Genomic DNA, 24598 nt, shown 5'->3' with positions numbered 1-24598 from the left:
GTGCCGGTTGCAGGGATCGAACCCGCGACCTTCGGTTTACAAAACCGCTGCTCTACCAGCTGAGCTAAACCGGCGTATCGGCGCCCCATGCGTCAAACCACGCCGAAGGTCCAGCCCTCGGTCCGGGCAATGGCCTCGGTCAGCCCGGCGGGTTGCCACAGCGCAGGCCGGCCGGCATGTGCGCGCAGCCAGGCCGCCGTCAGCAGCGCGTCGCTGGCATGATCGTCGATCGCGCCTTCGCCTGGCACCGTCCGGCTGCCCAGCGCGGCGAGCGCGGCGTTCAGCTCGGCCACCGAGCGCATCTTGCTGCGCCCCGGCGGCCGCCCGGCGTCGCGCGCGGCAAGGCTGGTATAGATTTCGAGCAGCACCGGGCCGGCCGGGGGCAGCGGATCGAACGGCCAGATCGGCAGCCGCCCCTGCAGCGCATGGAACAGCCGCATGCCCGACAGGCTCGATTTGCCGACCTGCGCGGCGCCGACCAGGTTGAGATTGCTATAGGGGTTCAGCCCCTGCGCGCGCTGGGCATGTTCGGTCACGCGCAGCCGGCCGCGCCCGGTGCCGAACATCTGGCCGGTGCGCCCGCCATGGCGGCGGAAATGCTGCTGCGCCGCCGGGTGATCGGCAAAGCCGGTGGCCGCCAGGTCGGGCTCGCCCACGCACAGCGCCTCCACCAGCGCCCAAAGGCCGTGCGCGTCAGCCGGGCTGGCCTCCCATCCGGGAAAATAGGCGCCGCAATCGGCATGCGGCAGCGCCGGCCCCAGATCGAAGCCGACAATGGCGTCCGCCGGCAGTGCCGTGATCAGCCAGTCGCGCACCGCCGTGCGCGACCATCGCCGATCCGGCGGCGCCACCAGCACCGGCGGCGCATCGCCCGTGCCGCAGATCGCCACCGCAATGCCGCGATGTGCGGTGCCCCGCGCGCCCGACCAGTCGATCGCGGCGAAATGGTCGAAGCGCGGGGCGGCCATGCTGGTCTCGGTCAGCGTCGCCGCGCCTTGGGCATCGCCGCTGCCTGATCGCGCGCGCGCTCGATCAGCGCGCGCACGCGGTCTTCATCTGGCGCGTCGTGGCGCACCAGCACCGCCGGCCAGCCTTCATAATGCGGCGTCTGATAAAAGCTGTCGGGCGCGGTTTCGACCAGCAGCGCTACCGTCTCCAGATCGAGATGGAGAACGAAGGCCCGGTCCGGCTCGCGCCCCAGCCCCAGGAACGCCCGGCCATTGGTGGCAAGCTTGGCGGCGGGCTTGCCGTAATGCACCCCCTCCACCACGTCCGGCAGCGACAGGGCAAAGGCAAGGGCCGCGTCCCAGTTCATCATTTCAGCTCGCTCAGCAGCTCGGCAGTGAACTTCGCGATGTCGAAGCCGCTCGATGCCGGGTCTTCGCCACGCCGCACGATCACCAGATCGCGGCTGGGGATGATGACGACATATTGCCCGCGATTGCCATTGGCCGAAAACGCGTCCGCCGGCACGCCCGGGCTCTTGTTCATCAGCCAGAAGGTGGCGCCATAGCCGAAGCCGCCGGGCGGCTGCGGCCCCGATGGCGTGGTGACATAGCGCCGCCACCCTTCCGGCAGGATGCGCGTGCCGTTCCACATGCCGTCGTTCAGATAGAGCAGGCCGAACCGCGCCAGATCGCGTGCTGTTGTCCAGACCTGGCTCGACGAGACGTAATTGCCGCGCCAGTCCGTCTCGGCGACGGTGTGGCGCATGCCGATGCGGCTGAACAGCGCGCGGGCCGGGTAATCGGCGTAGCGCGCCTCACCAAGCGCGGTGCGCAGCGCCAGCATCGCCAGCACGATATCATTGTTGGCATAGCGGAAACGGCTGCCGGGCCGCACTTCCAGCGGCCATTGCACGGCTTCTTCATCCACCGCCGTGCCGCCGAAATAGAGCGCATCGGTGCGGTTGCCGGCGGTGGCGCTGTGCAGGCCGCTCGCCATGCGCAGCAACTGGTCGATCGTGATCGCGGCGCGCGGATCGCCCGGCGTGCGCCAGGCGGGGATGGGGGCGGGGGTGCTGGTCGCAATCACCCCCTCGCGCACGGCAATGCCGGCCAGCGTGCCGGTAATGCTCTTGGCTACCGACCAGGTGCGCTGCGCGGTGAACGGGCCGAAGCCCGGCGCATAGCGTTCCGAAATCATCCGCCCGCGATGGACGACGACGATGCCGGTGGTCTTGCCCTGATAGGCGCCGGCCATTGCCCGCTCGACCGAGGGCAGCTCGGCAAAGGCGATGCGGGGCAGCGCGTCGCCCAGCGGCCACAGGCCGGGCGCCGGGCCGGGGATGGGGGCGGGCTGGGTGCCAGTCTCGGGCACGGCGGCACCGATGGGCAGGGTGGCGCAGCCGGTGCCCGGGCGCCAGCGCGCGACACGCGGCGGCAGATCGTCGGCAAAGGCCACCGTCACCAGACCCCGGGCGCGGTCCACCCGTGTGCTCAGCGTATCGACCAGCGCCTGATATTCGGGATAGATGCCCTTGAACTCGTCGGCCGCCAGCTGCGCCTCGCTGCGCCCGGCGATGAACAGGCCCGAACAGGTGAACGCCGCCTTGTATCCCGCCGCCACTGCCCGCTGATAAGGGTTGGGCGCCGGCGTCTGCGCCTGCGCAGCCCCCGCCAGTGCCGCGCTAAGCGCCAGGATCGGTAGAATCTTTCGCACGTCGCAACCCCTCCCAATAGGCCAGCCGTTCGGCGATCTTGCGCTCAAAGCCGCGATCGACGGGCTGATAGAATGTCTGCGGCGCCATTTCCGCCGGCCAGTAATCGGCGCCGGAAAAGCCCGCCTCCGCATCATGGTCATAGGCATAGCCTTTGCCATAGCCGATGTCCTTCATCAGCCGCGTCGGCGCGTTCAGAATATGCGCGGGCGGCATCAGCGAGCCCGTCTCGCGCGCCGCCTTCCATGCCGCCTTCTGCGCTGTGTACGCCGCGTTCGATTTGGGCGCGGTCGCACAATAGAGGCAGGCCTGCGCGATCGCCAGTTCGCCTTCGGGGCTGCCCAGAAAGTCATAGGCGTCCTTGGCGGCCAGGCACTGCACCAGCGCCTGCGGGTCAGCCAGGCCGATATCCTCGCTGGCGAAGCGGGTGATGCGGCGCAGCACGTAAAGCGGCTCTTCCCCCGCCACCAGCATCCGCGCGAGATAGTAAAGCGCGGCCTGCGGGTCGGAGCCGCGCATCGATTTATGCAGCGCGGAGATGAGGTTGTAATGCCCCTCCCGGTCCTTGTCGTACACCGCGACGCGGCGCTGCAGAAAGGCGCCGAGCCCGGCCGGATCGAGCGGCGCGGGCAGGGCCACCGAATAGAGCGTTTCGGCCTGGTTGAGCAGGAAGCGTCCATCGCCATCGGCAGAGGCGATCAGCGCCGCGCGCGCCGGCTCGGTCACCGGCAGTGGGCGCCCCTCCACGCTTTCCGCGCGCGCGAGCAGCGTCGCCAGCGCGTCCGCGCCCAGCCGGTGGAGGATCAGCACCTGCGCGCGGCTGAGCAGTGCTGCGTTAAGCTCGAACGAGGGGTTTTCCGTCGTCGCGCCGACCAGAATGACGGTGCCATCCTCGACATAGGGCAGAAAGCCGTCCTGCTGCGCCCGGTTGAAGCGGTGGATTTCGTCCACGAACAGCAAGGTGCGCTGCCCCGCGCCGGCCATCGTGCGCGCCTCCGCAAAGGCCTTTTTCAGCTCGGCCACGCCGGAGAACACCGCCGACAGCGCCACGAAGCGCAGGCCGACTGCCTGCGCCAGCAGCCGCGCGATGGTGGTCTTGCCCGTGCCCGGCGGCCCCCACAGGATCATCGACGATAGCCGCCCGGCGGCGACCATGCGGCCAATGGCACCCTCCGGCCCGGTGAGATGTTCCTGGCCGACGACATCGCCCAGCGAGCGCGGCCGCAGCCGTTCGGCCAGCGGCGCGTCGGCGGCCGGCGGGGCGGCGGGTGTCTCGGGCGCGGGGCCGAACAGGTCTTCCATCGGCGCGAGCATAAGCGGGCATCAATTTTCGCCCAAGCCCCTTGCGGAAGGATTATCACGATATATCTTGGAACTATCACGATCTATGGAGGTTGCAATGATCTATGGCTTCAACATGGGGGGCTGCGGCCCCGAATTCAGCGGTCGGCGTGGCTCGCGTCGCTGGGGTCCGTTCGAATTCAGCTGGGAAGCCGGGCCGGACATGGTCGGCGCGCGCATGCGCCGGCGGGTGTTCGACGGTGGCGAGCTGCGGCTGGTGCTGCTTAAGCTGATCGCCGACGCGCCACGCCACGGCTATGACCTGATCCGCGAGATCGAGGAGATGACCAAGGGCGCCTATGCGCCGAGCCCCGGCGTGGTCTATCCCACGCTCACCCTGCTGGGCGACATGGGGCTGATCGCCGAACAGCAGAGCGAGGGCGCGAAGAAGCAATATGCGGCGACGGATGACGGCCGCGCCCATCTGGCCGAACGCGCCGAGGAGGTCGCCTCGCTGATGGCGCGCCTGGCCGAGCTTGGCGAGGATCGGGCGCGGACCGACAGCGAGTCGATCCGCCGCGCCATGAACAATCTGCGCCACGTGCTGATGCACAAGCAGCATTTCGGCGACATGACGACCGACAAGCTGCACGCGATCGTCGCGCTGATCGACGAGGCCGCACAGAAGATCGAGCGGCTGGGCTGAACCGGGGATGGCGCGCCGTCAGAGCCCGCGGCGCGCCATCACCTCCAGATATTTGTCGAGCACCGCCTGGTTGATCGCGTCCCAGCCATAGGCATGGGATTTGGCCTCGCCGGCCAGCCCGTCCGAATCGGCCAGGTCGCGATCCTCGGCATAGGCCTGCAGTGCGTTGGCATAGCCGTTCACGTCTTCCGGCTCGGCCAGCCGGCCGTTGACGCCATGCTCCACCAGGCTCGACGTGCCCGTGGCAATCGCCGCCACCACCGGCACCGCACAGGCCATCGCTTCCAGCGTGACATTGCCGAACGTCTCGGTGGTGCTGGGGTTGAACAGCACGTCCATGCTGGCAACCGCGCGGCCCAGATCGGCGCCGCTTTGAAACCCCGTGAATACGGCCCCCGGCACGCGCTCGGCAAACCAGCCGCGCGCCGGCCCTTCGCCGATCACCATCACCCGGTGCTTCACGCCGCGCCGTTCCAGCTCGGCGATCACCTCGGCGAACACGCCCAGCCCTTTTTCGAGCACCAGCCGGCCCAGAAAGCCGATGACGAAGGCGTCGTCAGCAATGCCCAGCTCGCGCCGCCAGGGCAGCGATCGCGCGGCGGGGGTAAAGATGTGCCGGTCCACCCCGCGCGACCAGATGCCGATGTCGAAATTCATCCGTTCGGCGCGGAGGATTTCTGCCATCGAGGGCGCAGGCGCGAGGATCGCGTCGCAGCGGCGGTAGAAGCGGCGCTGGATTGCGCGTGCGGCAGGGGCAAGAAAACCCAGCCCGTAATATGCGACATAAGTGTCAAACCGCGTATGCACCGAGGCGACCGCCGGCACGCCGTGGCGCCGTGCCCAGCTGAGCGCGCGGTGGCCGAGAATGTCGGGCGCGGACAAATGCACCATGTTCGGTGCAAAGCTTTCCAGATCGCGCCGGGTCTTGGCCGGCAGGCCTATCGCCAGGCGATACTCGCCGCGCCCCGGCACGCCCAAAGCCGGCACATCGACCAGATCGCCGGTCGGCGGGAAAGCGGGGGTCTTGGTCGTCGGCGAATAGACGCGCACCGTCGCCCCCTGGCTCAGCAGATGGCCGACCAATCGGTTGAGGGCCTGGTTCGCGCCGTCTCGAACGTAATTGTAATTGCCGCTGAACAGGGCGATGCGCAGTTGGGAAGCGTGCATGGGCGCGGCGGATAGCGGGCTTGGCCGCCAAAGGCTAGGCAATTACCCCGCACATGGCTTGCGTTCCGTTTGTGTTCCGTTAAGCAGAGGCCATGGCCAAGCTTCAGAAACGCTATGTCTGCCAGGCGTGCGGCTCGGTGTCGCACCGCTGGGCGGGGCAGTGCACCGATTGCGGCGCCTGGAACACGCTGGCGGAAGAGGCGCAGGCCGCCGCCACGCCGTTTCAGGCCAAACACCATCTGCGCAGCGGCGGCCAGCCGATCGCGTTGGTGCCGCTCGACACCGATGTTGCGCTGCCGGATCGGCTGGCGACGGGCATTGCCGAGCTTGACCGGGCGCTGGGCGGCGGGCTGGTCGAAGGATCGGCCACGCTGATCGGTGGCGACCCCGGCATCGGCAAGTCGACCCTGCTGCTGCAGGCGGCGGCGCGGCTGGCAACGGCGGGCCATCTGGTCGCCTATGTCTCGGGCGAGGAGGCAGCGGATCAGGTGCGGCTGCGCGCCCGCCGGCTGGGGCTGGGGGCAGCGCCGGTGCAGCTGGCGGCGGCAACCTCCACCCGCGACATCCTCACCACGCTGTCGGCGGGGCCGGCACCCCGGCTGCTGGTGATCGATTCGATCCAGACGATGCATTCGGACGTGATCGAGGGCGCGCCCGGCACGGTGAGCCAGGTGCGGGCGTGCGCGCAGGAGCTGATCCGCTTTGCCAAGGAACGCGGCACCGCGCTGGTGCTGGTGGGCCATGTCACCAAGGATGGCAGCATCGCCGGCCCGCGCGTTCTGGAGCATATGGTGGACACGGTGCTGAGCTTCGAGGGCGAACGCAGCCACCAGTACCGCCTGCTCCGCGCCATCAAGAACCGCTTCGGCGGCACTGACGAGATCGGCGTTTTCGCCATGGATGACAGCGGCTTGAGCGAGGTGAGCAACCCCAGCGCGCTGTTCCTGACGCAGCGGGACGAGGGGGTGAGCGGCACCATCGTCTTTCCAGCACTGGAAGGCACGCGGCCGGTGCTGGTCGAGATTCAGGCGCTGGTGGTGCGGCTGGCCAGCGGCGCCACGCCGCGGCGCGCGGTGGTCGGCTGGGATTCGGGCCGGCTGGCGATGCTGCTCGCGGTGCTGGAGGCACGCTGTGGCCTGAGCTTTTCCAGCGCCGAGGTCTATCTGAACATCGCCGGCGGCTATCGCGTGCAGGACCCGGCGGCCGATCTGGCGGTGGCGGCCGCGCTGGTTTCCGCGCTCAGCGAACGGCCGGTGCCCGTCGCGGCCATTGCCTTTGGCGAGGTGGCGCTGTCGGGCGAAATCCGCCCCGTCGCCCATGCTGCCTTGCGGCTGAAGGAGGCGGCCAAGCTGGGCTTTACCCAGGCGATGGTGCCGGCCAGCGTTGCGGATGGTGGGGCGATGTGCCTCAACGGTTTTCGCACGCTGGGCCATGTCGTTGACCATCTGCTCGGCCGTGGCTAGCCAACCGCGGCGCGCGCCCCCATGTTGGGGGCCGTGACGGGGCCGTGGGACGGATGATGGGACTGACCGCGCTGGACATTATCGTGCTGGTGCTGATCGTCGGCGCGGCCGGCCTCGGCGCGTGGCGCGGTTTCGTTACCGAGGTGCTGTCGCTGATGGCGTGGCTGTTCATGGTGCTGGCGCTCAGTGTGCTGCAGGGGCCGGTGACGATGCTGCTGACCGGGCTGATCGGCACCGAGGCGGGCGCAGCGGTGCTGGCCTTCGTGGTGATTGCGGGCCTCACCTATTTTGGCGGGCGCTGGGTGGCGGTGTCGATCGGGCGACGCACGCGCACCTCGGTGCTGGGGCCGGTCGACCGCGCGCTGGGCTTCGGCTTTGGCGGGCTGAAGGGGCTGATCTTTGCCAGCCTGTTGTTCCTGCTGGTCGTGCTGGTCATCGACACCGCTTATGGCGGGCCGCTGCGCCGGCCGAACTGGATCACCCAGTCGCGCACCTATCCGCTGCTGAAGGTAACGAGTGCAGGCGTCGCCGACTTTGTCGACCGGCGCCGTCGCGGCGAGCCGGTGCTCGGCAATGAAACTGCCCCTGCGCCAGACCGGCAGGCGGCGCGATGACCACGCTCTACAACACCGAAATTCTGCGGCTGGCCGCGTCAGTGCCCGACCAGCGGCTGGCCCAGCCGATGGCGACGGTGGAAAAGCGCTCACCCGTCTGCGGCAGCCGGGTGACGGTGGATGTCGATCTGGCACCGGACGGGCGCGTGGCGGCGCTGGGCCTGCTGGTGCGGGCCTGCGCGCTGGGGCAGGCATCGTCCACGCTGATGGCCGCCCATGCCATCGGCCAGACGCCGGCGGCGCTGGCGGCGGTGCGCGACGGCCTTGCCGCGTGGCTGGCCGGGCAGGGGCCGTGCCCCGACTGGCCGGGGCTGGAGATTTTCACGCCCGCGCTGCCGCACCATGCGCGCCATGCCTCGATCCGGCTGGCGTTTGAAGCGGTGGCGGAAGCGGCTGCCCGCGCGGCCGACGGGCGGCAGGCGGCATGACCGTTTCCACGCTCCGGGATGTGGCCGTGCTGCTGGGCGTTGCGCTGGCGTTCGTGCTGCTGTTCCGGCGGCTGGGGCTGGGGGCGACGCTGGCCTTTCTGGTCGCCGGTGCGCTGGTCGGACCACAGGGGCTGGGCTGGGTGGGCGATGTCGAGGAAAAGCGCGGGGTCGCCGAACTGGGCATCACGCTGCTGCTGTTCGTGGTCGGGCTGGAGCTGAACCCGGGCCGGCTGTGGCGGCTGCGGCAGGAGATTTTCGCGCTGGGCGCGCTGCAGGTGGCGGCCTGTGCGCTGGCGCTGACCGGCGTTGTCTGGGCGATTGCCGGCTTCTCGCCGACAGCGGCGCTGGCGGTCGCGCTGCCGCTGGCGTTGTCTTCCACCGCGCAGGTGCTGCCGATGCTGCAATCGGCCGGGCGGTTGCGCACGCCCTTTGGCGAGCGCGCCTTTTCGATCCTGCTGTTCCAGGATCTGTCGATCGTGCCGCTCATCACCATCATTGCCGCTTTGAGCCGCGCGCCCGCGCCGGCGGGGGCGGCGCCGGGCTGGCTGCTCGCGGTCTATACCGTGCTCGCGGTGGCGGGGCTGGTGCTGGCCGGGCGCTTTTTGCTGCGCCCGCTGTTCCGGCTGATTGGCAATCTGGGTGAGCGCGAGCTGTTCGTGTTCGCCGCGCTGTTCACGGTCATCGCCAGCGCAACCGTGATGCAGTCGCTGGGCCTGTCGACCGCGCTCGGCGCGTTCGTGGCCGGCGTGATGCTGGCCGACAGCCCCTATCGCCATGAGCTGGAGGCGGATGTTGACCCGTTCCGCTCGATCCTGCTGGGTCTGTTCTTCCTGTCGGTCGGCATGATGCTGGACCTGGGCGCCATCGCCGCGCGGCCGGTGTTCGTGGTGACGATGGCGGTGCTGCTGATCGTGACCAAGGCGCTGATCATCGCGGGCATTGGCCTCATTTTCCGCATGCAGTGGCGCAGCGCGCTGAAGCTGGGGCTGCTGCTCAGCCAGGGCGGCGAGTTCGGCTTCGTGCTGTTCAACCAGGCGCAGCACGCGCTGCTGATCGCACCGGAGGCGGCCAGCCTGTTCGGCGCCATCGTCACGCTGTCCATGGCGACCACCCCCTTCCTGATGGCGTTCACCGCGCGCGTGCTGGCGCCGCCGGTGGCCAAGGTGGAGGGGCTGGATGCGCCGGTCGCCGACGGCGCCAGCGCGCTCGTCATCGGCTATGGCCGCTTCGGCCAGACGGTGGCGCAGATGCTGATCGGGCAGCGCATCGCCACCACCGTGATCGACAGCAAGCCCGAGCAGATTCAGGTCGCCGCCGATTTCGGCATGAAGGTCTATTTCGGCGACGGCACCCGGCTCGACCTGCTGCGGCAGGCCGGCGCTGCCGATGTGCAGCTGATCGCCTATTGCATCGATGGCGATGTGCTGAACCGCGAGCTGATCGACGCCGTGCACCATGCCTTTCCGCAGGCGGCGATCTTTGCGCGTGCCTATGACCGGCGCAGCGTGATGCGGCTGGACGGGGCGCCGCTGACCGGCACGGTGCGCGAAGTGTTCGAATCGGCGGTGGTGATGGCGCGCGCCGCGCTCGATACGCTCGGTGTCGATTCCGAGCAGGTGCAGCGCACCGAGGACGAATATCGCCGCCGCGACGCTTTGCGGCTGAAGGCGCAGGCCGCAAGCGGCGATATCCGCGCCGACATGGAAAACATCTTCACGCACAAGACCTTGGCCGATGCGATCGACGCGGGGCAGGGCGAGGGATGAACCCGCTGGTCCTGTTCGCGGCGCTTTCCGGCGCGCTCGCCGTCGCCGCCGGCGCGTTCGGCGCGCATGGGGCGGAGGGCAAGGCCGCCGAATGGCTGCGCACCGGCGGCCAGTATCAGCTGATCCACGCCGTCGCCGCGCTGGTCGCCGCACAGCTGGGCGCGCGCGGGGCCGGCTGGGTGATGCTGGGCGGCGGCGCGCTGTTCGCGGGCACGCTGTACCTGATGGCGCTGGGCCTGCCGCGCTGGCTGGGCGCGATCACGCCGGTTGGCGGCGCGCTGATGATCGGCGGCTGGCTGTGGCTGGCGTGGAGCGCCTGGCGCGGCTGAACGTGCCGGCAGCCGCCTGCTCAGCGCTGATCGTCTAGGAAGGTGGCCACATCAGGCAGGTCGACCGAGCGATCGAGGAAGGTCTGGCCGATGCCGCGGGCGAGCAGGAAGGGCAGGGTGCCGCCTGCCATTTTCTTGTCGTGGCGCATATGCGCGACGAGTGCTGCGCCCGGTGCCGTCACGCCCGCCTCGGCCAGGCTGGCGGGCAGGCCGACCGCGCGCAGATGGGCGGCAACGCGCGCGGCCGCCTCCGCCGGGCAAAGTCCGCGCCGCGCCGAATAGGCAAAGGCCAGCGCCATGCCGGCGGCAACCGCCTCGCCATGCAGCAGCCGGTCGGAAAAGCCTGTCTCCGCCTCCAGCGCATGGCCGAAGGTGTGGCCAAGGTTGAGCAGCGCGCGCGTGCCGTTGGTCTCATGCTCGTCGGCGGCGACGATGCGTGCCTTGGCCGCGACCGAATGGGCAATCGCCTGCGTGCGCAGCGTCGCATCGCCCGCCAGCAGAGCCGCGCCGTTCGCCTCGCACCAGGCGAAGAAGCCGGCATCGTCGATCAGCCCGTATTTCACCACCTCCGCATAGCCGGCACGCAGCTCGCGCGGGGGCAGCGTGGCAAGCGTGCCGGGGTCGATCAGCACCAGCGCTGGCTGATGGAACGCGCCGATCAGGTTCTTGCCGGCCCGCGCGTTGATCGCGGTCTTGCCGCCCACCGACGAATCGACCTGCGCCAGCAGCGTGGTCGGGATTTGCACGAAGCGACAGCCGCGCTTGATGATCGCGCAGGCAAAGCCGGTCAGGTCGCCCACCACCCCGCCGCCCAGTGCCACGACATGGTCGCCGCGCTCGACGCCATGGCCGAGCAGCTGTTCGCACAGGCTTTCGAGCATCGCCCAGCTCTTGCTGCTCTCACCGGGGGGAATGGCGATCGGCGCGACGGCAACGCCCGCGTCGGCCAGCGCGGTGCGCAGCGTCTCCAGATGCGCACCCACCGCGCCATCATGCACCACCACCAGCCGCCCGCGCGCCAGCGGCGCCAGATGGCGCGCCGCATCAGCGAGCAGCCCGGCCCCGATCCGCACATCATAGCTGCGCGCGCCCAGCGCCACCTCGACCGTCGTCATGCGCCAATGGCTTTCAGAATGGCGCGCACGGTTGCCTCATGCGGCGCATGATGGCTGGAAACGCGGATCGGCGCCATCGCATACACCGGGTTGCGCTTGGCGGCGAGCTCGCGCAGCACCTCGCCCGCGTCGCGGTTGCGCAGCAGCGGCCGGGTGTCACGCCGCTGCACCCGGCTGGCCAGCACCTCAGGGCTTGCGTCGAGCCAGATGGCGATGGCTTGGTCCAGAATCAGCCGGCGCGTCTCTTCCTGCATGAAGGCACCGCCGCCGGTGGCGATTACCTTGGGCGTGCCGTCGATCAGTCGCGCGATCACCCGCCGCTCGCCATCGCGGAAATAGGGTTCGCCGAACCGGTCGAAGATTTCGGCGATGGTCATCGCGGCGGCCGCCTCGATCTCCACATCGGCATCGACAAAGGGCAGGCCGAGCCGCTGCGCAAGGCGGCGCCCGACGGTGGACTTGCCCGCCCCCATCAGCCCGACCAGCACAATCGGCTTGCCCTGCCATTCCCCGTTCGAACGATTTTGCAACATCACGCGAAGGGCTATACAGCGGCGATGGACGCTCCGCAAAAGCGGTGCGCGGTTATGACGTTGTTTTTCATGGGTGGCGGATCGTGCGGATAGTGGTGATCGCGGTGGTGGCATTGGGGCTGATCGGTGGCGGCATGGCGTTGCTGGCCAGCCGCAACAGCGAAAAGCCGTTGAAGCGCGTGGAAAAGGTTGTGCCGCTTGCCGACCTCCAGAAATAAGGCTGCCCTGATCGCGCTGGCACTGGCGGGCGCGGCGGTGCTGCCGGCGCTGGCACAGGAACGGCCGGAATCGATCCTGCCGCCGGGCTTCAACGAGCAGACGCCGCCACCAGCGGCAACGCCAGCGCCCACGCCCGCGCCCGGCCAGCAGGCCGCGCCCGTGCGCCGGCCGGTGGAGGGGGAACCGGTCGATCTGTCCGGCGTGCTGGGCAATAATGTGGCCGACGCGCTGCCGCTGCCGCCGCCGGACCCGGCGTTGCTCGCGCAATATGAACTGCCCGCCTATGCGCGCCGCTCGCTGGACCGGGTGGGGCTGGTCGGGCCGGGTGAGGGCGGCATGGCCGCCAATGCCTTTGCCGGCGCCAATGGCCGCTATCTTGAATCGCTGATGGCGCAGCTCGATGCGCCCGTGCCGTCGCGCTGGCTGTCGATCGCGCTGCGCCGCGCGCTTGCCTCGCGGATCGAAACGCCGGCGGGCGTCAACGGCGCAGACTTCGCGGCGGAACGTGCCTGGCTGCTGGTGCGCATGGGCGAAAGCGTGGTCGCGCGCGCGCTGGTCGAGGCGGTCGATACCGACAATTACACGCCCAAAATGCGCGACGCGGCGTTGCAGGCTGCACTGGCGACTGGCGACCCGGCGATGCTGTGCCCGATCACCGCTGACGCGCTGAAGATTTCGCGCGAGGGCGCCTGGGTGGCGATCGACTCGCTCTGCAAGGTGCTGTCGGGTCAGCCGGGCGCGAGCAGTGGCATTGCCGCGCTGCGCCGCAGCCGCGGGCGCGACGTCGACGTGCTGTTGGCCGACAAGCTGGTCGGCATGGCCGGCAAGCGCGGCGCCGTCACCATCGAGTGGGCCGGCGTCAGCCAGCTGAGCGCCTGGCGCTATGGCCTGGCAGTGGCGACGGGGGAGAAGATTCCCGACGAGCTGTTCGCCACCGTTTCGCCCCGCGTCCAGTTCTGGCGCGCGCAGGCGCCGATGTGGACGCCGCGCGAGCGCGCCGGATCGGCCGATTTCGCCGCCGCGCAAGGCGTGCTCTCCAGCGCCGCGCTGGTCGATCTGTATGGCGAGATCGAAGCGACCGAAGATCTGGCCAGTGCCGAGTCCGCCATCGCGCGCGACCTGCGCACGGCCTATGTCGATGCTGACCGCGCACGCCGGCTCGCGGTGATGACCCAGCTGTGGGACGAGCCGACCGGCGCCCGCGCGCGCTATGCCCGGCTGATCCTGACGGCGCGCGCCGCCGCCGAGCTGCCCCCGGCGCGCGATGATGCGCGCGAGCGGCTGATCGCATCGATGCTGAGCGCGGGGCTGGCGTCGCCGGCGCTCGCCTGGTGGTCAACGGTCGATCGCGGCAGCGAGGGCTGGGCGATGCTCGCGCTGGCCGATGAATCGATGGACCGGCGCTACAGCCGCGCCGATGTGCGGTCCTATCGCGGCGGCACCGCCGGGGCGCTGGCGCACAAGCGGCAGATGTTCTTTGCCGCGCTGGCCGGGCTCGGCCGCATCGATGAAGGCACGGTGCAGACGCTCGCCGGCGATCTTTCGGTCGATCTGGGTCGCGTGGACGCCTGGACGCGGGCAATCGACCGGGCGGCCATGGCCAACCAGCCGGGCACGGTGCTGTTGCTGGCGGCGCTGGGCATGCAGACGCCCAACTGGCACGGCGTGGCGCCCGAATACTTCTATCACATCATCGCCGCGATGCACCGCACCGGGCTGGACGGGGAGGCGCGGATGATGGCGGCAGAGGCGCTGACCCGGCTTTGAGCGGGCAGGGCGACGCGGCGCTGATCGAGCGGTTTCTGGAAATGCTGAGCGCGGAACGCGGCGCCGCGCGCAACACGCTCGCCGCCTATGCCACCGACCTGCGGCTGGCGTCGGAGGCGCTCGGCGGGGCGCTGGCCGGGGCGGATGCGGCCGCACTACGGCGCCTGTCCGCCGGGTGGGACGATCTGGCGCGCGCGACCGTGGCGCGCAAGGCATCGGCGCTGCGGGCCTTCTTCGCCTTCCTGGCTGAGGAGGGCCACCGCGCCGACGACCCGGCCGAGGCACTGCCCCGCCCGGGCACCGCGCGCGCGCTGCCCAAGGTTCTGAGCCATGGCGACGTCGAGGCGATATTCGCCGCCATCGCCGCGCGGCTGGCACGCGATCCGCCCGATCCGCGCGACCTGCGGCTCGCCGCTCTGGTTGAGCTGCTCTACGGATCGGGCCTGCGCGCCAGCGAGCTGGTCAGCCTGCCGCGCGCGGCGCTGAAGCCCGATCAGCCCTTCCTCATCCTGAAGGGCAAGGGCGGCAAGGAACGGCTGGTGCCGATTTCGGACCGGGCACGTGCCGCCATTGCCGCCTGGCGCGCGCATGTGCCGGCCGGGCCATGGCTGTTCCCCAGCGGCGCCGGGCATTTGTCGCGCATCCGGCTCTATCAGCTGCTTAAACTGCTCGCCGCCGCCGCCGGGGTACCGCCCGAACGCGTCAGCCCGCATGTGCTGCGCCACGCCTTTGCCACGCATTTGCTGGAAGGCGGCGCGGATTTGCGCGCCCTGCAGATGATGCTGGGCCATGCCGATATCGCCACGACCGAAATCTACACCCATGTCGACAGCCGCCGGCTGGTGGAGCTGGTGAACCAGCGGCACCCGCTTGCCGATGCCCCAGCCGTTGACGACGGCGCGCCGGCGGCCTAACCGGGGCGCCCTCATGGCCATTTACCTCGATTTCGAAAAACCCATTGCCGAGCTGCAGGCGCGCATCGCCGATCTGCGCGCCACTGCACAGGGCGGCGCGGTCGACATCGATGCCGAAGTTGCCCGGCTGGAGGCAAAGGCTGACCGGCTGCTGCGTGATACCTATGCGCGGCTGACACCGTGGCAGAAGACCCTTGTCGCCCGCCATCAGGACCGGCCGCACTTCAAGCATTACATCTCGCGGCTGTTCACCGATTTCATGCCGCTCGCCGGCGACCGCGCCTTTGCCGATGATCAGGCGATCCTGGGCGGTCTGGCGCGGTTTCGCGGCATGCGGGTGATGGTGATCGGCCATGAAAAGGGCGACGATACCACCAGCCGTATCCGCCACAATTTCGGCATGGGTAAGCCCGAGGGCTATCGCAAGGCGATCCGGCTGATGAAGCTGGCTGACCGCTTCGGTCTGCCGGTGATCACGCTGGTCGACACGTCGGGGGCATTCCCCGGTATTCAGGCGGAAGAGCGCGGCCAGGCGGAGGCGATTGCCCGGTCGACCGAGCAATGCCTGGCACTTGGCGTGCCGATGGTGGCGGCGGTGGTGGGCGAGGGCGGCTCGGGCGGCGCAGTCGCGCTGGCCACGGGCAACCGCGTGCTGATGTTCGAACACGCCGTCTATTCGGTGATTTCGCCCGAAGGCTGCGCCTCGATTCTGTGGCGCACGGCGGAGAAGGCCGCCGATGCCGCCGAGGCGATGCGGGTTACCGCGCAGGATCTGCTGTCGCTGGGGGTGATCGACACCATCGTGCCCGAGCCGGTCGGCGGGGCGCAGCGCGATCCGGTTGGCGCGATGAACGCACTGGGCGATGCCATTGCGGCGGCGCTCGCCGATCTGAAGGGCCTCAACCGGGCCCAGTTGATCAACGAACGCCGCCGCAAATTTCTTGCGATCGGCCGGCTCTAGTCGCTCGTCTTACGACGCGCGCATATTGCTCTGCACGTTGCTGAACGTGCGGCGCGTTGCGTTGCCGACGCCCTGCATCGCGGCGATCGCGGCAACCGCGATCAGGGCAGCAATCAGGCCATATTCAATGGCGGTTGCGGCGCGCTGATTGCGGATGAAGTTCCGGATGCGCTTAACCATAACTGCTCCTGCGGTTTAAAAAGGGCGGCGATCCCGAAAGACCACCGCCCCTTTCTGGCTACGCGTAAGCTGGGAGAAGCTTACGAAGCGCGCATGTTCGACGAAACGTTGCTGAAGGTCGTGCGGAGCTGGTTGCCCAGGCCCTGCATCGCGGCGATGGCGGCGACGGCGATCAGCGCGGCGATCAGGCCGTATTCGATGGCGGTCGCGCCCTTGTTGTTCTTGATGAACTTGCGGATGGTCTGCATTTTTCCGGTCTCCAGTTGATAGCTTCATTCCCGGCCGACCGGATAAAACCCCCCGGTCCAGCGACACCTGAAATAATGGGGGAAAGTTGAAAAAGGGTTGATCGGTCAGGGTTAACGGCATGTCAGCCATCAATTTTTTGGCTCGACTGTATTGGCGGTCGTCGCGCCACCTTCGCCACCTTATCGCCGGCCGCAGCGACGGCCTCTTGCAGTTGCCACGCCGATCGCCGACAGGCGCGCTGAGCGGGTTGCATTTTGTCCGCCGACGCGCGTCGTTAGGCTGCCGGAGGTTAACGCCATGTCAAAAACTGCCGCGACGTTGGCCAATACCGTGCTTTTCCCGGTGGTCGCGGCTGCGCTGGTCGATGGCGACGGGCGGGTGCTTTTGCAGCAGCGACCGCCGGGCAAGCAGATGGCCGGGCTATGGGAATTTCCCGGCGGCAAGATCGAACCCGGCGAAACGCCCGAGGAAGCGCTGATCCGCGAACTGGCGGAGGAACTGGGCATCTCGGTCAGCGAGGCGTGCCTGGCGCCGGCCACCTTTGCCAGCGCGCCGTTGGAAGACCGGCACCTGCTGCTGCTGCTGTTCGTGTGCCGCAAGTGGCAGGGCGTGCCCCGCGCGGTGGAGGCAAGCGGCCTGCGCTGGGTGCGCCCGCTCGACATGCATGGGCTTGAGATGCCGCCCGCCGACCGCCCGCTGATCGGCCTGCTCGAGGCGCTGATCTAGATCATTTGTTCAGCGTAGCTGAAACCGCGGCTAGCTCTTGGGCTTCAGCGCAGCGGCAAGCGAGGTCGTGGCGCTGCCGCGTTTTGCCGGTTGCGGCTGGCCGGGGGCAGGGGCCCAGCCGGTCAGGAAGATGATCTCGAAGCGCTCCTCGGTCCTGCCTTGCGCATCGGCGCGTGCGGCAAAGCCGGCGGCGGCGCGGGCGAGCGTTGCTCGGGTGAGCGGCGCCCGCCCCGGCATCGCATTGCTGGCCCCCATCCCGCGCAGATCGTCAAGCAGGCGGCCCAGGCTGCGATAGCGCACGGTCAGCGTTTCGCTGTCCGCCACCGGCAGGGCAAAGCCCGCGCGCTGCAACAGGTCGCCGCCGGCGCGCACGTCCACCTGCGGGTGGAGCCGCGCGGCGGGCCGGTCGCCTTCCGCCTCGCGCAGCACCGCGCGCAGCGTCGACAGGCTGCCCGCACCCGCAAACGCCGCCAGCAACAGTCCGTCCGGGCGCAGCACCCGCCGCGCGAGCGCCAGCGCACCGGGCAGGTCGTTCACCATGTCGAGCACGCCGGCGGAGACGATCAGGTCGAAACTGGCATCGGCGAAGGGCAAGGCGTCTTCCGCCCCCTGAACCCCGCCTGCCATGCGGGCAAAGGCGAAGCCCGGGTCCAGCCGCGCGACGCGCGCGCCGGGGGGTGCCGCCAGCCGCCCGTCGAAACAGCCCAGATCGAGCACATCGGCAAAGTCGCGCCGCACCATCGCCAGCCGGTCCATCAGCCCGTCGAGCATGAAGGCGTGGAGGAAATCATGCGCGGCATAGCCGGCAGCGGCACGGTCGCGCCGGAGCCGGCGCACGCGCGGATCGAAAATGAGCGGAGCGGTCACGCCGCCGCTTGTGGCGCGCCGGCCCGCGCGCGACAAGGGGGGCGTGATCTGGCGCAACGCCCTGATGCCGCTCAACCTCGCGCTCGATGCCGCGCTGCCGCCGCGCTGCCCGGGCTGCGGCGCCGTGGCGGCGGCCGACCATCATTTCTGCGCCGGCTGCTGGTCGCAACTGCGCTTTCTCGCCCCGCCCTGGTGCGCGGCGTGCCAGACGCCGTTCAGCATTTCGCGGGGGGAAGGGGCGATGTGCGCCCGCTGCACGGTGCGCCCGCCGCCGATCGATGGCGTGCTGGCCGCCGTCGCCTATGACGATATCTCGCGCGCGGTGGTGATGCGGCTGAAATATGGCGGGCATATCGCGCTTGCCGAAACGGTGGCGCGGCACATGGCCCGGCTGGTGCCGGCGGAGGAGGCCGTGCTGGTGCCGGTGCCGCTCCACCGTTGGCGACTGTGGCGGCGCGGGTTCAATCAATCGGTGCTGATCGCCGCAGCACTTGCCCGGCTGACCGGGCGGCCGCTGCTGCACGATGCGGTGCGCCGCGCGAAGCCCACGCCGGTGCTGCGCGCGCTGGGGGCGGCCGCGCGTGCCCGGGCGGTGGCGCGTGCCTTTGCGGCGGGGCCAGGGGCAGCGCAGCTGCACGGGCGCGCGGTGTTGCTGGTCGACGATGTCTATACCAGCGGCGCGACGACGGCCGCGTGCGCGGCGGTGCTGCGCCGGGCCGGCGCCATGCGGGTGACGGCGCTGTGCTGGGCTCGCGTGCTGAACGAGGCAGAGGCCGACTGACGATTGACAAGCGCGGCCCGCGCTCTCACCTCAATGAGCATGAGCAAAGTTGAAATCTACACCAAGGCCTTCTGCCCCTATTGCACCCGGGCGATGCGCCTGCTCGGCGAGAAGCCGGTCGAGATCGAGGAGCATGACATCACGCTGGGCGGCCCGCGCCAGGCCGAGATGATCGCGCGGTCCGGCGGGCGGACCACCGTTCCGCAGATTTTCGTCAACGGCCAGCATGTCGGCGGGTCGGACGATCTGATGGCGCTGGAGGCGCGCGGCGAGCTTGATCCAATGATCGCCGCACGATGAAGCTTGCCGTCCTGCAGATGACGAGCGGGATCGACCCCGCTGCCAATGCCCGCCTGCTGGTGGACGGGGTTGCCGGCGCGGCAGCCGGTGGTGCCGCGATGCTGTTTACGCCCGAAATGTCGGGCCTGGTCGATCAGGATCGCGCCCGCGCCGCCGCGCAACTGCGCCTGGAAGAGGAAGACACGGTGCTGGCGGCGGTGCGCGACGCCGCTGCCCGGCATGGCATCTGGGTGCATCTGGGCTCGCTGGCGCTGAAGCGGCCGGACGGGAAGCTGGCCAATCGCGGCTTCGTGATCGATGCGGACGGTGCGATCCGCGCGCGTTATGACAAGCTGCACCTGTTCGACGTCGATCTGCCGACCGGCGAAAGCTGGCGCGAGTCGGCCAGCTATGCCGCGGGCGAGGGTGCGGTGGTGGCCGCCACCCCGCTGGGGCCGCTGGGCCTGTCGATCTGTTACGATCTGCGTTTTCCCGATCTCTATCGTGCGCTGAGCAACGCCGGTGCCCGGCTGCTGGCGGTGCCGGCGGCGTTCACCCGGCCGACGGGCGCGGCGCACTGGCACGTGATGCTGCGCGCCCGCGCGATCGAGGCGGGCGCCTTCGTCATTGCTGCTGCGCAGACCGGGGAGCATGAGGACGGGCGCGCCACCTATGGTCATGCGCTGGTCATCGATCCCTGGGGCGAGGTGCTGCTCGACATGGGCGAGGCAGCAGGGCTGGGCTTTGCCGACATCGATATGGCCCGGCTGGACGATGTGCGGATGCGGGTGCCGGTGCTGAAGCATCGCCGGCCGATCCCGGAGATCAGCCACGCATGATCGTGTTCGACCTGCGCTGCGGCCAGGCCCATGTGTTCGAGGCGCGCTTTGCCTCCTCTGCCGCTTATGAGGACCAGCGCGCGCGCGGGCTGATCGCCTGCCCGGTGTGCAATGACGACAGCATCGACAAGGCGGTGATGGCGCCCAACATCGCGGCCAAGGGCAACAGCCGGCCGGCGCCGCGCCCCGAACAGGCGGCGCTCGCCGCGCTGGCCGAGATGCAGGCCCGGCTGATCGAAAAGTCCGAATGGGTGGGGCGGGACTTTCCCGATCGCGCCCGGGCAATGCATCTGGGCGACGCGCCCGCCACGCTCATCCATGGCGAGACGACGGCTGCAGAAGCGCGCGAACTGGCAGAGGAAGGCGTGCCGATCGCCCCGCTGCTGGTACCCGTGGTGCCGCCGCACGCCCGCAACTGACGGCTCAGCTGACCCTGCAATTGACGGCATCCGGGCGGCCGACTAGTCCGGCCCCGGGCCCCCGTAGCTCAGCCGGATAGAGCGACGGTTTCCTAAACCGCAGGCCGGAGGTTCGAATCCTCTCGGGGGCACCAACTTCCCGGCATGAAGCGGGCGCGGCAGGCAACCCCGCCGCGCCCACCGCGATCAGAACTTCACGCCCACTTCGAACCCGGCAATGCGCGGTTCGTTGACGAAGCCGGTCAGGTTGTTGAAGTCGATGCCGCCCACGGCCACCTGCGCATCGGTGATGTTGCGCACGAAGCCCGCGAAATCGAACCGGTCATATTTATACCCCACGCGCATGCCGCCTTCGAGCAGGCTGCGGCCGGTATACTCGGTCGAGCGATAGAGGAAGAAGTTGACCGACGACCGATAGGCCCAGTCGGTATAGGCATAAAGGTCGCCCGGCCCCACCGGCACCGAATAGCTGGCGGTCCAGTTCGCCGTCCAGCGCGGCGACTGCGGCAGGCGGTTGCCGTTGATCGAGAAGATGCCCGGCGCCCCCGGGCGCTGGGCGTTCAGCACTGTGCAGTTCGAGCCGCAACCAGCAACGAACAAATTGGGGTCGTTGATGCGGTTCTCGTTCAGGCTGACGCCGGCGGTGAACAGCAGCCGGTCGATGGGCTTTGCTTCCAGCTCGGCTTCAAAGCCATAGCCATCCACGTTGCGGGCGTTGAGCAGCGTGGTGAAATTGGTCTGCCCGCCGACCGCCGTCAGCTGAAGATTGTCGGTCGAGAAGTAGAAGCCGTTGATGTTGAAGCGCAGGTCGCCGCCGAACATGACCGTCTTGATGCCGCCTTCATACGACATCGTCTGTTCGTTGTTCGCCACCGACAGCGTGCGGCCGAAGGCGAGGCGCCCCTGGATCGACGGCGCGCGATAGCCGCGCGCGACGCGGGCATAAAGGTTCACCGCGTCGCTCACTTTCTGGGTGGCGCTGATATCCCACGTCACCACGCCGCTGCCGACATTGGCGCGCTGTTCAGGCACCGGGCCGCCAAAGCCCAGAAAGCCCGGGCGCGTGTCCACCGGCCGCGAGGCGGTCAGCGTGCGGGTATCGTCATTGTAGCGCAGCCCGCCCTGCAGGGTGAGGCCGAAGTCGAACTTGTAGCTGGCCGAGCCGAAAATGCCGAAAGCCTCGCTGGCCTGGCGCTGGCGGGCGATTGCCGCCGGGTTCAAATCCTGCGGCGTGCCGAAGTCGAAGGTTTCGATGCGCACCTTCTCGTTGAAATAGAAGACGCCGGCCTGATAGTTGAACGGACCCGAACCGTTCGACGCGATGCGCAGTTCCTGGGTGAACTGGTCAAGGTTCGGGATATTGTCCTGCGTCTGGGCGGAGAAGGGAATGAAGCCCGGGCCCATCGGCTGGTTGAACTGGTTGCCGAAGCCGCCGTCGATATCACCACGGGTATAGATGTTGCCGTTCCAGTAGGAGGTGACCGAGGTCAGCGTGACCGGGCCGAAATCATAGTCCACCGTCAGCGCGCCATTATAGTTGCGCAGGCGCTGGAAATTGACGCCGTCCTGACGGACCTGATCGCGGCGGAACGGCGTGCCCGGGCCGCCCAGGCCGATCAGCGCGTTGCTGCCGCGCGCGAACAGATTGGCGCGGAACAGGCGGGCGGTGCCGTCGAGCGAGCGGATCTGCCCGGTCAGCCGCGCGGTCAGCTTGTCGGTCGGCTTCCACTGCAGCTGCAGCCGGGCGGCGAAATCGCTATAGCCTTCCAGGTCGCCGCGCTGCGGGGTGGCGACATTGTCCACCCAGTTGCCGCGCCGCTGATACAGCACGGAGGCGCGCGCCGAGAGCGTATCGGTCAGCTTCACGCTTGCCGCACCTTCGGCGTTGACGGTGCCATAGCTGCCGACCGAGAGCCGCGCATAGCCGCCCTTCTGGTCAGGCCGCACCGTGTCGAACTTCACGATGCCGGCCGGCGTGTTGCGGCCGAACAGCGTGCCCTGCGGCCCGCGCAGCACTTCCAGCCGCTGCAGGTCGAAGATCGGGAAACCTTTGAGGATCGGGTTTTCCAGCACCACATCGTCATAGACGAGGCTGACCGGCTGCGAGGCGTTCAGATCGAAATCGGTGTTGCCGAGGCCACGGATGAAGAAGCGTGGAAAGGCGCGGCCGAACGAGCTTTCGACGTTGAGGCTGGGCACCCGCGCGGCCAGCCCGCGAATGTCGTTGCCGCCAGCCTGCACCACGTCGAGCCGGGCGCCCGAAATCGCCGAGACCGAGATCGGCACGTCCTGCAGCCGTTCCTGACGGCGCTGGGCGGTGACGACGACGTCATCCTGCGGCTTTTGCTCGTCGGTGGCGGCGGGCGCCTGCTGCTGCGCCAGGGCGGGCGTGGCGGCAGTGCCCATCAGCAGAAAGGCAATCAGCGCAGTGCGGCCGGTGCGTGCGTGCATCGTCGATAGTCTCCATGACGGTGTGATGACAATATCGCACTATCGCCTGCCGGGTTGCGGGGGCGCGGGTCAAGCATCGCGGTGCTCGCACACGCGGCTTTCTCATGATGCGTTGCACAATAGTTACAGTTGGCGCCTGCCATCGCGTCAGGCGACAATAGAGGCCTGCTTGCGTGCGGCAAGCGACCGATCCGGCAATCGAAGAATCAAAGTCAAGAACGGGTGAGCGGCGGGCGGGTCTCGCCGCGCCCGCCGCCAGCCGTACAGGCGTCTACGCCTTTACATGCGCAGAGATGTGCTTGTTCATCTCGAACATCGTCACGGCCTTCTTGCCGAACACCTTCTCGAGGGCGGAATCGGCCAGAATCTCGCGCTTGTTGGCGGGGTTCTGCAGGTTGTGCTTTTTGATGTAATCCCAAACCTTGCTCACCACCTCGCTGCGCGGCAGCTTGGCGCTGCCAACAATGGCCGCAAGTTCAGCCGAGGGCGTGACGGGCGCGTGAATGCCACCGGTTTTGGGGGCATCCCCCGCCTTTTTCTCTTTTGCCATAGCTTCCTTCCTAACTGCGGCCGGTTGCCCCCGGACCGCCAGACTCGCGCCAACGCATCAGCGCGGCCCATATCTGCGCGCCTTGCAAGCACTTGTCACGCCTTTGCCACACCACTCGACGCAGTTTCCCGCTGATAGGGCGCGCAACCAGTGCTTGGCGCGGCGCAAATGCGCTCCTAAGACGCTTGCCAAGCCATGTGAGGAGGGGATGCCCCGTGAAAACCCGTGCCGCCGTCGCGTTCGAGGCCAAGCGTCCGCTCGAGATCGTCGAGCTGGATCTGGCAGGGCCAAAGGCCGGCGAAGTGCTGGTGGAGATCATGGCAACGGGCATCTGCCACACCGATGCCTATACGCTCGACGGGCTGGACAGCGAGGGGATTTTCCCCAGCGTGCTGGGCCATGAAGGCGCCGGCATCGTGCGCGAGGTGGGCGCGGGCGTGACCAGCGTTGCCCCCGGCGACCATGTGATCCCGCTCTACACGCCCGAATGCCGCCAGTGCAAAAGCTGCCTCAGCGGCAAGACCAACCTGTGCACCGCGATCCGCGCGACCCAGGGCAAGGGGCTGATGCCCGACGGCACCAGCCGCTTCAGCTACAAGGGGCAGACCGTCTATCATTATATGGGCTGTTCGACTTTTTCGAACTTCACCGTGCTGCCGGAGATTGCGGTCGCGAAAATCCGCACCGACGCGCCGTTCCAGACCAGCTGCTATATCGGCTGCGGCGTCACCACCGGGGTGGGCGCGGTGGTCAACACCGCCAAGGTGCAGGTGGGTGACAATGTCGTGGTATTCGGGCTGGGCGGCATTGGCCTCAACGTCATCCAGGGGGCGCGGCTGGCCGGCGCGGGACGGATTGTGGGGGTCGACATCAACCCGGCGCGCGAGGAGTGGGGCCGCCGCTTCGGCATGAGCGATTTCATCGACGCGCGCGGCAAATCGAGCGCGGAAGTGATCGCCGCCGTCCAGGCGCTGACCGATGGCGGCGCCGATTACAGTTTCGATTGCACCGGCAATACCGAGGTGATGCGCCAGGCGCTGGAATGTTGCCACCGCGGCTGGGGCGAGAGCATCATCATCGGCGTGGCGGAAGCCGGGAAGGAAATCGCCACCCGGCCCTTCCAGCTCGTCACCGGGCGGGTGTGGAAGGGTACCGCCTTTGGCGGCGCGCGCGGGCGCACCGATGTGCCCAAGATCGTCGACTGGTACATGGACGGAAAGATCGCCGTTGACCCGATGATCACCCATGTCCTTTCGCTCGACGAGATCAACCAGGCGTTCGACCTGATGCATCGCGGCGAAAGCATTCGCTCGGTTGTGGTTTATTGAGGAGGAA

At 68.7% G+C, this 24598-nt stretch carries 28 protein-coding genes and 2 tRNA genes; 17 read left to right on the top strand and 13 right to left on the bottom strand.

Annotation, left to right across the window (positions count from 1 at the left end; all coding sequences use genetic code 11):
• Nucleotide 1: 1 nt before the first annotated feature.
• From K2Y03_RS06210 to K2Y03_RS06190, 5 genes are all read right to left on the bottom strand, one after another.
• Nucleotides 2–74, bottom strand: a tRNA-Thr gene (locus K2Y03_RS06210).
• An 18-nt stretch (nucleotides 75–92) separates the two neighbouring features.
• The gene (locus K2Y03_RS06205; protein ID WP_294089189.1) at nucleotides 93–968 is read right to left on the bottom strand and encodes a hypothetical protein; all 876 of its coding nucleotides are present in this window, start codon (nucleotides 966–968) and stop codon (nucleotides 93–95) included.
• 11 nt (nucleotides 969–979) lie between these two features.
• A complete protein-coding gene (locus K2Y03_RS06200; RefSeq protein WP_294089188.1) occupies nucleotides 980–1315 on the bottom strand; it encodes an MmcQ/YjbR family DNA-binding protein in 336 nt (111 codons plus the stop codon).
• Nucleotides 1315–2661, bottom strand: a complete 1347-nt coding sequence (locus tag K2Y03_RS06195; RefSeq protein ID WP_294089187.1) for a serine hydrolase — start codon at nucleotides 2659–2661, stop codon at nucleotides 1315–1317. Before K2Y03_RS06195 ends, K2Y03_RS06200 begins: the two co-directional genes overlap by 1 nt.
• Complete coding sequence (locus K2Y03_RS06190) at nucleotides 2630–3961, bottom strand: replication-associated recombination protein A (protein WP_294089218.1); 1332 nt, start codon at nucleotides 3959–3961, stop codon at nucleotides 2630–2632. The genes K2Y03_RS06195 and K2Y03_RS06190 overlap by 32 nt, the downstream gene beginning before the upstream one ends.
• A gap of 202 nt (nucleotides 3962–4163) precedes the next feature.
• Here K2Y03_RS06190 and K2Y03_RS06185 point away from each other — a divergent pair, with 202 nt between their 5' ends.
• The gene (locus K2Y03_RS06185; RefSeq protein ID WP_294089217.1) at nucleotides 4164–4646 is read left to right on the top strand and encodes a PadR family transcriptional regulator; all 483 of its coding nucleotides are present in this window, start codon (nucleotides 4164–4166) and stop codon (nucleotides 4644–4646) included.
• Nucleotides 4647–4664: 18 nt separating this feature from the next.
• Here the strand turns inward: K2Y03_RS06185 and K2Y03_RS06180 are convergent, their stop codons facing one another.
• The gene (locus K2Y03_RS06180) at nucleotides 4665–5813 is read right to left on the bottom strand and encodes a glycosyltransferase family 1 protein (RefSeq protein ID WP_294089185.1); all 1149 of its coding nucleotides are present in this window, start codon (nucleotides 5811–5813) and stop codon (nucleotides 4665–4667) included.
• Nucleotides 5814–5905: 92 nt separating this feature from the next.
• Here K2Y03_RS06180 and radA point away from each other — a divergent pair, with 92 nt between their 5' ends.
• From radA to K2Y03_RS06155, 5 genes are read left to right on the top strand one after another with little or no spacing between them, the layout of a single operon-like run.
• Entirely contained in the window at nucleotides 5906–7276 is a 1371-nt protein-coding gene (radA, locus tag K2Y03_RS06175) for a DNA repair protein RadA (RefSeq protein WP_294089183.1), read from the top strand.
• A 56-nt stretch (nucleotides 7277–7332) separates the two neighbouring features.
• Nucleotides 7333–7890: a CvpA family protein gene (locus K2Y03_RS06170; protein WP_294089181.1), complete on the top strand. Its 558-nt coding sequence runs from the start codon at nucleotides 7333–7335 to the stop codon at nucleotides 7888–7890.
• Nucleotides 7887–8318: an iron-sulfur cluster assembly scaffold protein gene (locus K2Y03_RS06165; RefSeq protein WP_294089179.1), complete on the top strand. Its 432-nt coding sequence runs from the start codon at nucleotides 7887–7889 to the stop codon at nucleotides 8316–8318. The genes K2Y03_RS06170 and K2Y03_RS06165 overlap by 4 nt, the downstream gene beginning before the upstream one ends.
• On the top strand, nucleotides 8315–10084 hold the full coding sequence (locus K2Y03_RS06160; protein ID WP_294089177.1) for a cation:proton antiporter: 1770 nt from the start codon (nucleotides 8315–8317) through the stop codon (nucleotides 10082–10084). Before K2Y03_RS06165 ends, K2Y03_RS06160 begins: the two co-directional genes overlap by 4 nt.
• Nucleotides 10081–10413, top strand: a complete 333-nt coding sequence (locus tag K2Y03_RS06155) for a DUF423 domain-containing protein (protein ID WP_294089175.1) — start codon at nucleotides 10081–10083, stop codon at nucleotides 10411–10413. Before K2Y03_RS06160 ends, K2Y03_RS06155 begins: the two co-directional genes overlap by 4 nt.
• Nucleotides 10414–10433: 20 nt before the next feature.
• Here K2Y03_RS06155 and aroB read toward each other — a convergent pair whose 3' ends face one another.
• Complete coding sequence (gene aroB, locus K2Y03_RS06150; protein WP_294089173.1) at nucleotides 10434–11528, bottom strand: 3-dehydroquinate synthase; 1095 nt, start codon at nucleotides 11526–11528, stop codon at nucleotides 10434–10436.
• Entirely contained in the window at nucleotides 11525–12061 is a 537-nt protein-coding gene (locus tag K2Y03_RS06145; protein WP_294089215.1) for a shikimate kinase, read from the bottom strand. The genes aroB and K2Y03_RS06145 overlap by 4 nt, the downstream gene beginning before the upstream one ends.
• Before the next feature lie 44 nt (nucleotides 12062–12105).
• Between K2Y03_RS06145 and K2Y03_RS06140 the strand changes: the two genes are divergently transcribed.
• From K2Y03_RS06140 to K2Y03_RS06125, 4 genes are read left to right on the top strand one after another with little or no spacing between them, the layout of a single operon-like run.
• Nucleotides 12106–12279 (top strand): hypothetical protein, encoded by a 174-nt coding sequence (locus tag K2Y03_RS06140; protein WP_294089171.1) that lies wholly within the window; start codon nucleotides 12106–12108, stop codon nucleotides 12277–12279.
• Nucleotides 12260–14047 carry a hypothetical protein gene (locus K2Y03_RS06135; RefSeq protein WP_294089169.1) on the top strand — a complete coding sequence of 596 codons (1788 nt, stop codon included), beginning with the start codon at nucleotides 12260–12262 and terminating at the stop codon, nucleotides 14045–14047. The genes K2Y03_RS06140 and K2Y03_RS06135 overlap by 20 nt, the downstream gene beginning before the upstream one ends.
• Complete coding sequence (locus tag K2Y03_RS06130) at nucleotides 14044–14961, top strand: tyrosine recombinase (RefSeq protein WP_294089166.1); 918 nt, start codon at nucleotides 14044–14046, stop codon at nucleotides 14959–14961. Before K2Y03_RS06135 ends, K2Y03_RS06130 begins: the two co-directional genes overlap by 4 nt.
• 13 nt (nucleotides 14962–14974) lie before the next feature.
• Nucleotides 14975–15922: an acetyl-CoA carboxylase carboxyltransferase subunit alpha gene (locus tag K2Y03_RS06125; protein WP_294089163.1), complete on the top strand. Its 948-nt coding sequence runs from the start codon at nucleotides 14975–14977 to the stop codon at nucleotides 15920–15922.
• 9 nt (nucleotides 15923–15931) lie between these two features.
• Here the strand turns inward: K2Y03_RS06125 and K2Y03_RS06120 are convergent, their stop codons facing one another.
• Both K2Y03_RS06120 and K2Y03_RS06115 read right to left on the bottom strand, forming a co-directional pair.
• Complete coding sequence (locus K2Y03_RS06120) at nucleotides 15932–16102, bottom strand: Flp family type IVb pilin (protein ID WP_294089161.1); 171 nt, start codon at nucleotides 16100–16102, stop codon at nucleotides 15932–15934.
• 80 nt (nucleotides 16103–16182) lie between these two features.
• Nucleotides 16183–16350: a Flp family type IVb pilin gene (locus K2Y03_RS06115; RefSeq protein WP_294089160.1), complete on the bottom strand. Its 168-nt coding sequence runs from the start codon at nucleotides 16348–16350 to the stop codon at nucleotides 16183–16185.
• Nucleotides 16351–16648: 298 nt separating this feature from the next.
• Between K2Y03_RS06115 and K2Y03_RS06110 the strand changes: the two genes are divergently transcribed.
• A complete protein-coding gene (locus K2Y03_RS06110; protein ID WP_294089159.1) occupies nucleotides 16649–17077 on the top strand; it encodes a (deoxy)nucleoside triphosphate pyrophosphohydrolase in 429 nt (142 codons plus the stop codon).
• A gap of 30 nt (nucleotides 17078–17107) precedes the next feature.
• Here the strand turns inward: K2Y03_RS06110 and K2Y03_RS06105 are convergent, their stop codons facing one another.
• On the bottom strand, nucleotides 17108–17944 hold the full coding sequence (locus K2Y03_RS06105) for a class I SAM-dependent methyltransferase (protein ID WP_294089158.1): 837 nt from the start codon (nucleotides 17942–17944) through the stop codon (nucleotides 17108–17110).
• On the opposite strand from K2Y03_RS06105, the gene K2Y03_RS06100 reads away from it, so the two are divergent.
• The 5 genes from K2Y03_RS06100 to K2Y03_RS06080 all read left to right on the top strand — a co-directional run bounded on the left by K2Y03_RS06100 (nucleotide 17928) and on the right by K2Y03_RS06080 (nucleotide 20396).
• The gene (locus K2Y03_RS06100; RefSeq protein ID WP_367114753.1) at nucleotides 17928–18725 is read left to right on the top strand and encodes a ComF family protein; all 798 of its coding nucleotides are present in this window, start codon (nucleotides 17928–17930) and stop codon (nucleotides 18723–18725) included. The genes K2Y03_RS06105 and K2Y03_RS06100 overlap by 17 nt on opposite strands.
• Before the next feature lie 39 nt (nucleotides 18726–18764).
• The gene (grxC, locus tag K2Y03_RS06095; RefSeq protein ID WP_294089157.1) at nucleotides 18765–19025 is read left to right on the top strand and encodes a glutaredoxin 3; all 261 of its coding nucleotides are present in this window, start codon (nucleotides 18765–18767) and stop codon (nucleotides 19023–19025) included.
• A complete protein-coding gene (locus K2Y03_RS06090) occupies nucleotides 19022–19843 on the top strand; it encodes a carbon-nitrogen hydrolase family protein (RefSeq protein ID WP_294089154.1) in 822 nt (273 codons plus the stop codon). Before grxC ends, K2Y03_RS06090 begins: the two co-directional genes overlap by 4 nt.
• A complete protein-coding gene (locus K2Y03_RS06085; protein WP_294089153.1) occupies nucleotides 19840–20262 on the top strand; it encodes a DUF1178 family protein in 423 nt (140 codons plus the stop codon). The genes K2Y03_RS06090 and K2Y03_RS06085 overlap by 4 nt, the downstream gene beginning before the upstream one ends.
• 57 nt (nucleotides 20263–20319) lie before the next feature.
• Nucleotides 20320–20396, top strand: a tRNA-Arg gene (locus K2Y03_RS06080).
• A gap of 52 nt (nucleotides 20397–20448) precedes the next feature.
• Here K2Y03_RS06080 and K2Y03_RS06075 read toward each other — a convergent pair.
• Together K2Y03_RS06075 and K2Y03_RS06070 are read right to left on the bottom strand one after the other, a co-directional pair.
• The gene (locus K2Y03_RS06075) at nucleotides 20449–22713 is read right to left on the bottom strand and encodes a TonB-dependent receptor (RefSeq protein ID WP_294089150.1); all 2265 of its coding nucleotides are present in this window, start codon (nucleotides 22711–22713) and stop codon (nucleotides 20449–20451) included.
• 271 nt (nucleotides 22714–22984) lie between these two features.
• Nucleotides 22985–23263 carry an SWIB/MDM2 domain-containing protein gene (locus K2Y03_RS06070; RefSeq protein ID WP_294089147.1) on the bottom strand — a complete coding sequence of 93 codons (279 nt, stop codon included), beginning with the start codon at nucleotides 23261–23263 and terminating at the stop codon, nucleotides 22985–22987.
• A gap of 215 nt (nucleotides 23264–23478) precedes the next feature.
• On the opposite strand from K2Y03_RS06070, the gene K2Y03_RS06065 reads away from it, so the two are divergent.
• Complete coding sequence (locus K2Y03_RS06065; protein WP_294089144.1) at nucleotides 23479–24591, top strand: S-(hydroxymethyl)glutathione dehydrogenase/class III alcohol dehydrogenase; 1113 nt, start codon at nucleotides 23479–23481, stop codon at nucleotides 24589–24591.
• Nucleotides 24592–24598 lie beyond the last annotated feature (7 nt).

This window comes from Sphingomonas sp. (assembly GCF_019746015.1).
Taxonomy (GTDB): domain Bacteria; phylum Pseudomonadota; class Alphaproteobacteria; order Sphingomonadales; family Sphingomonadaceae; genus Sphingomonas.
Note: the sequence above shows the minus strand (reverse complement) of the source record. Positions and strands in the feature narration are given on the sequence as shown.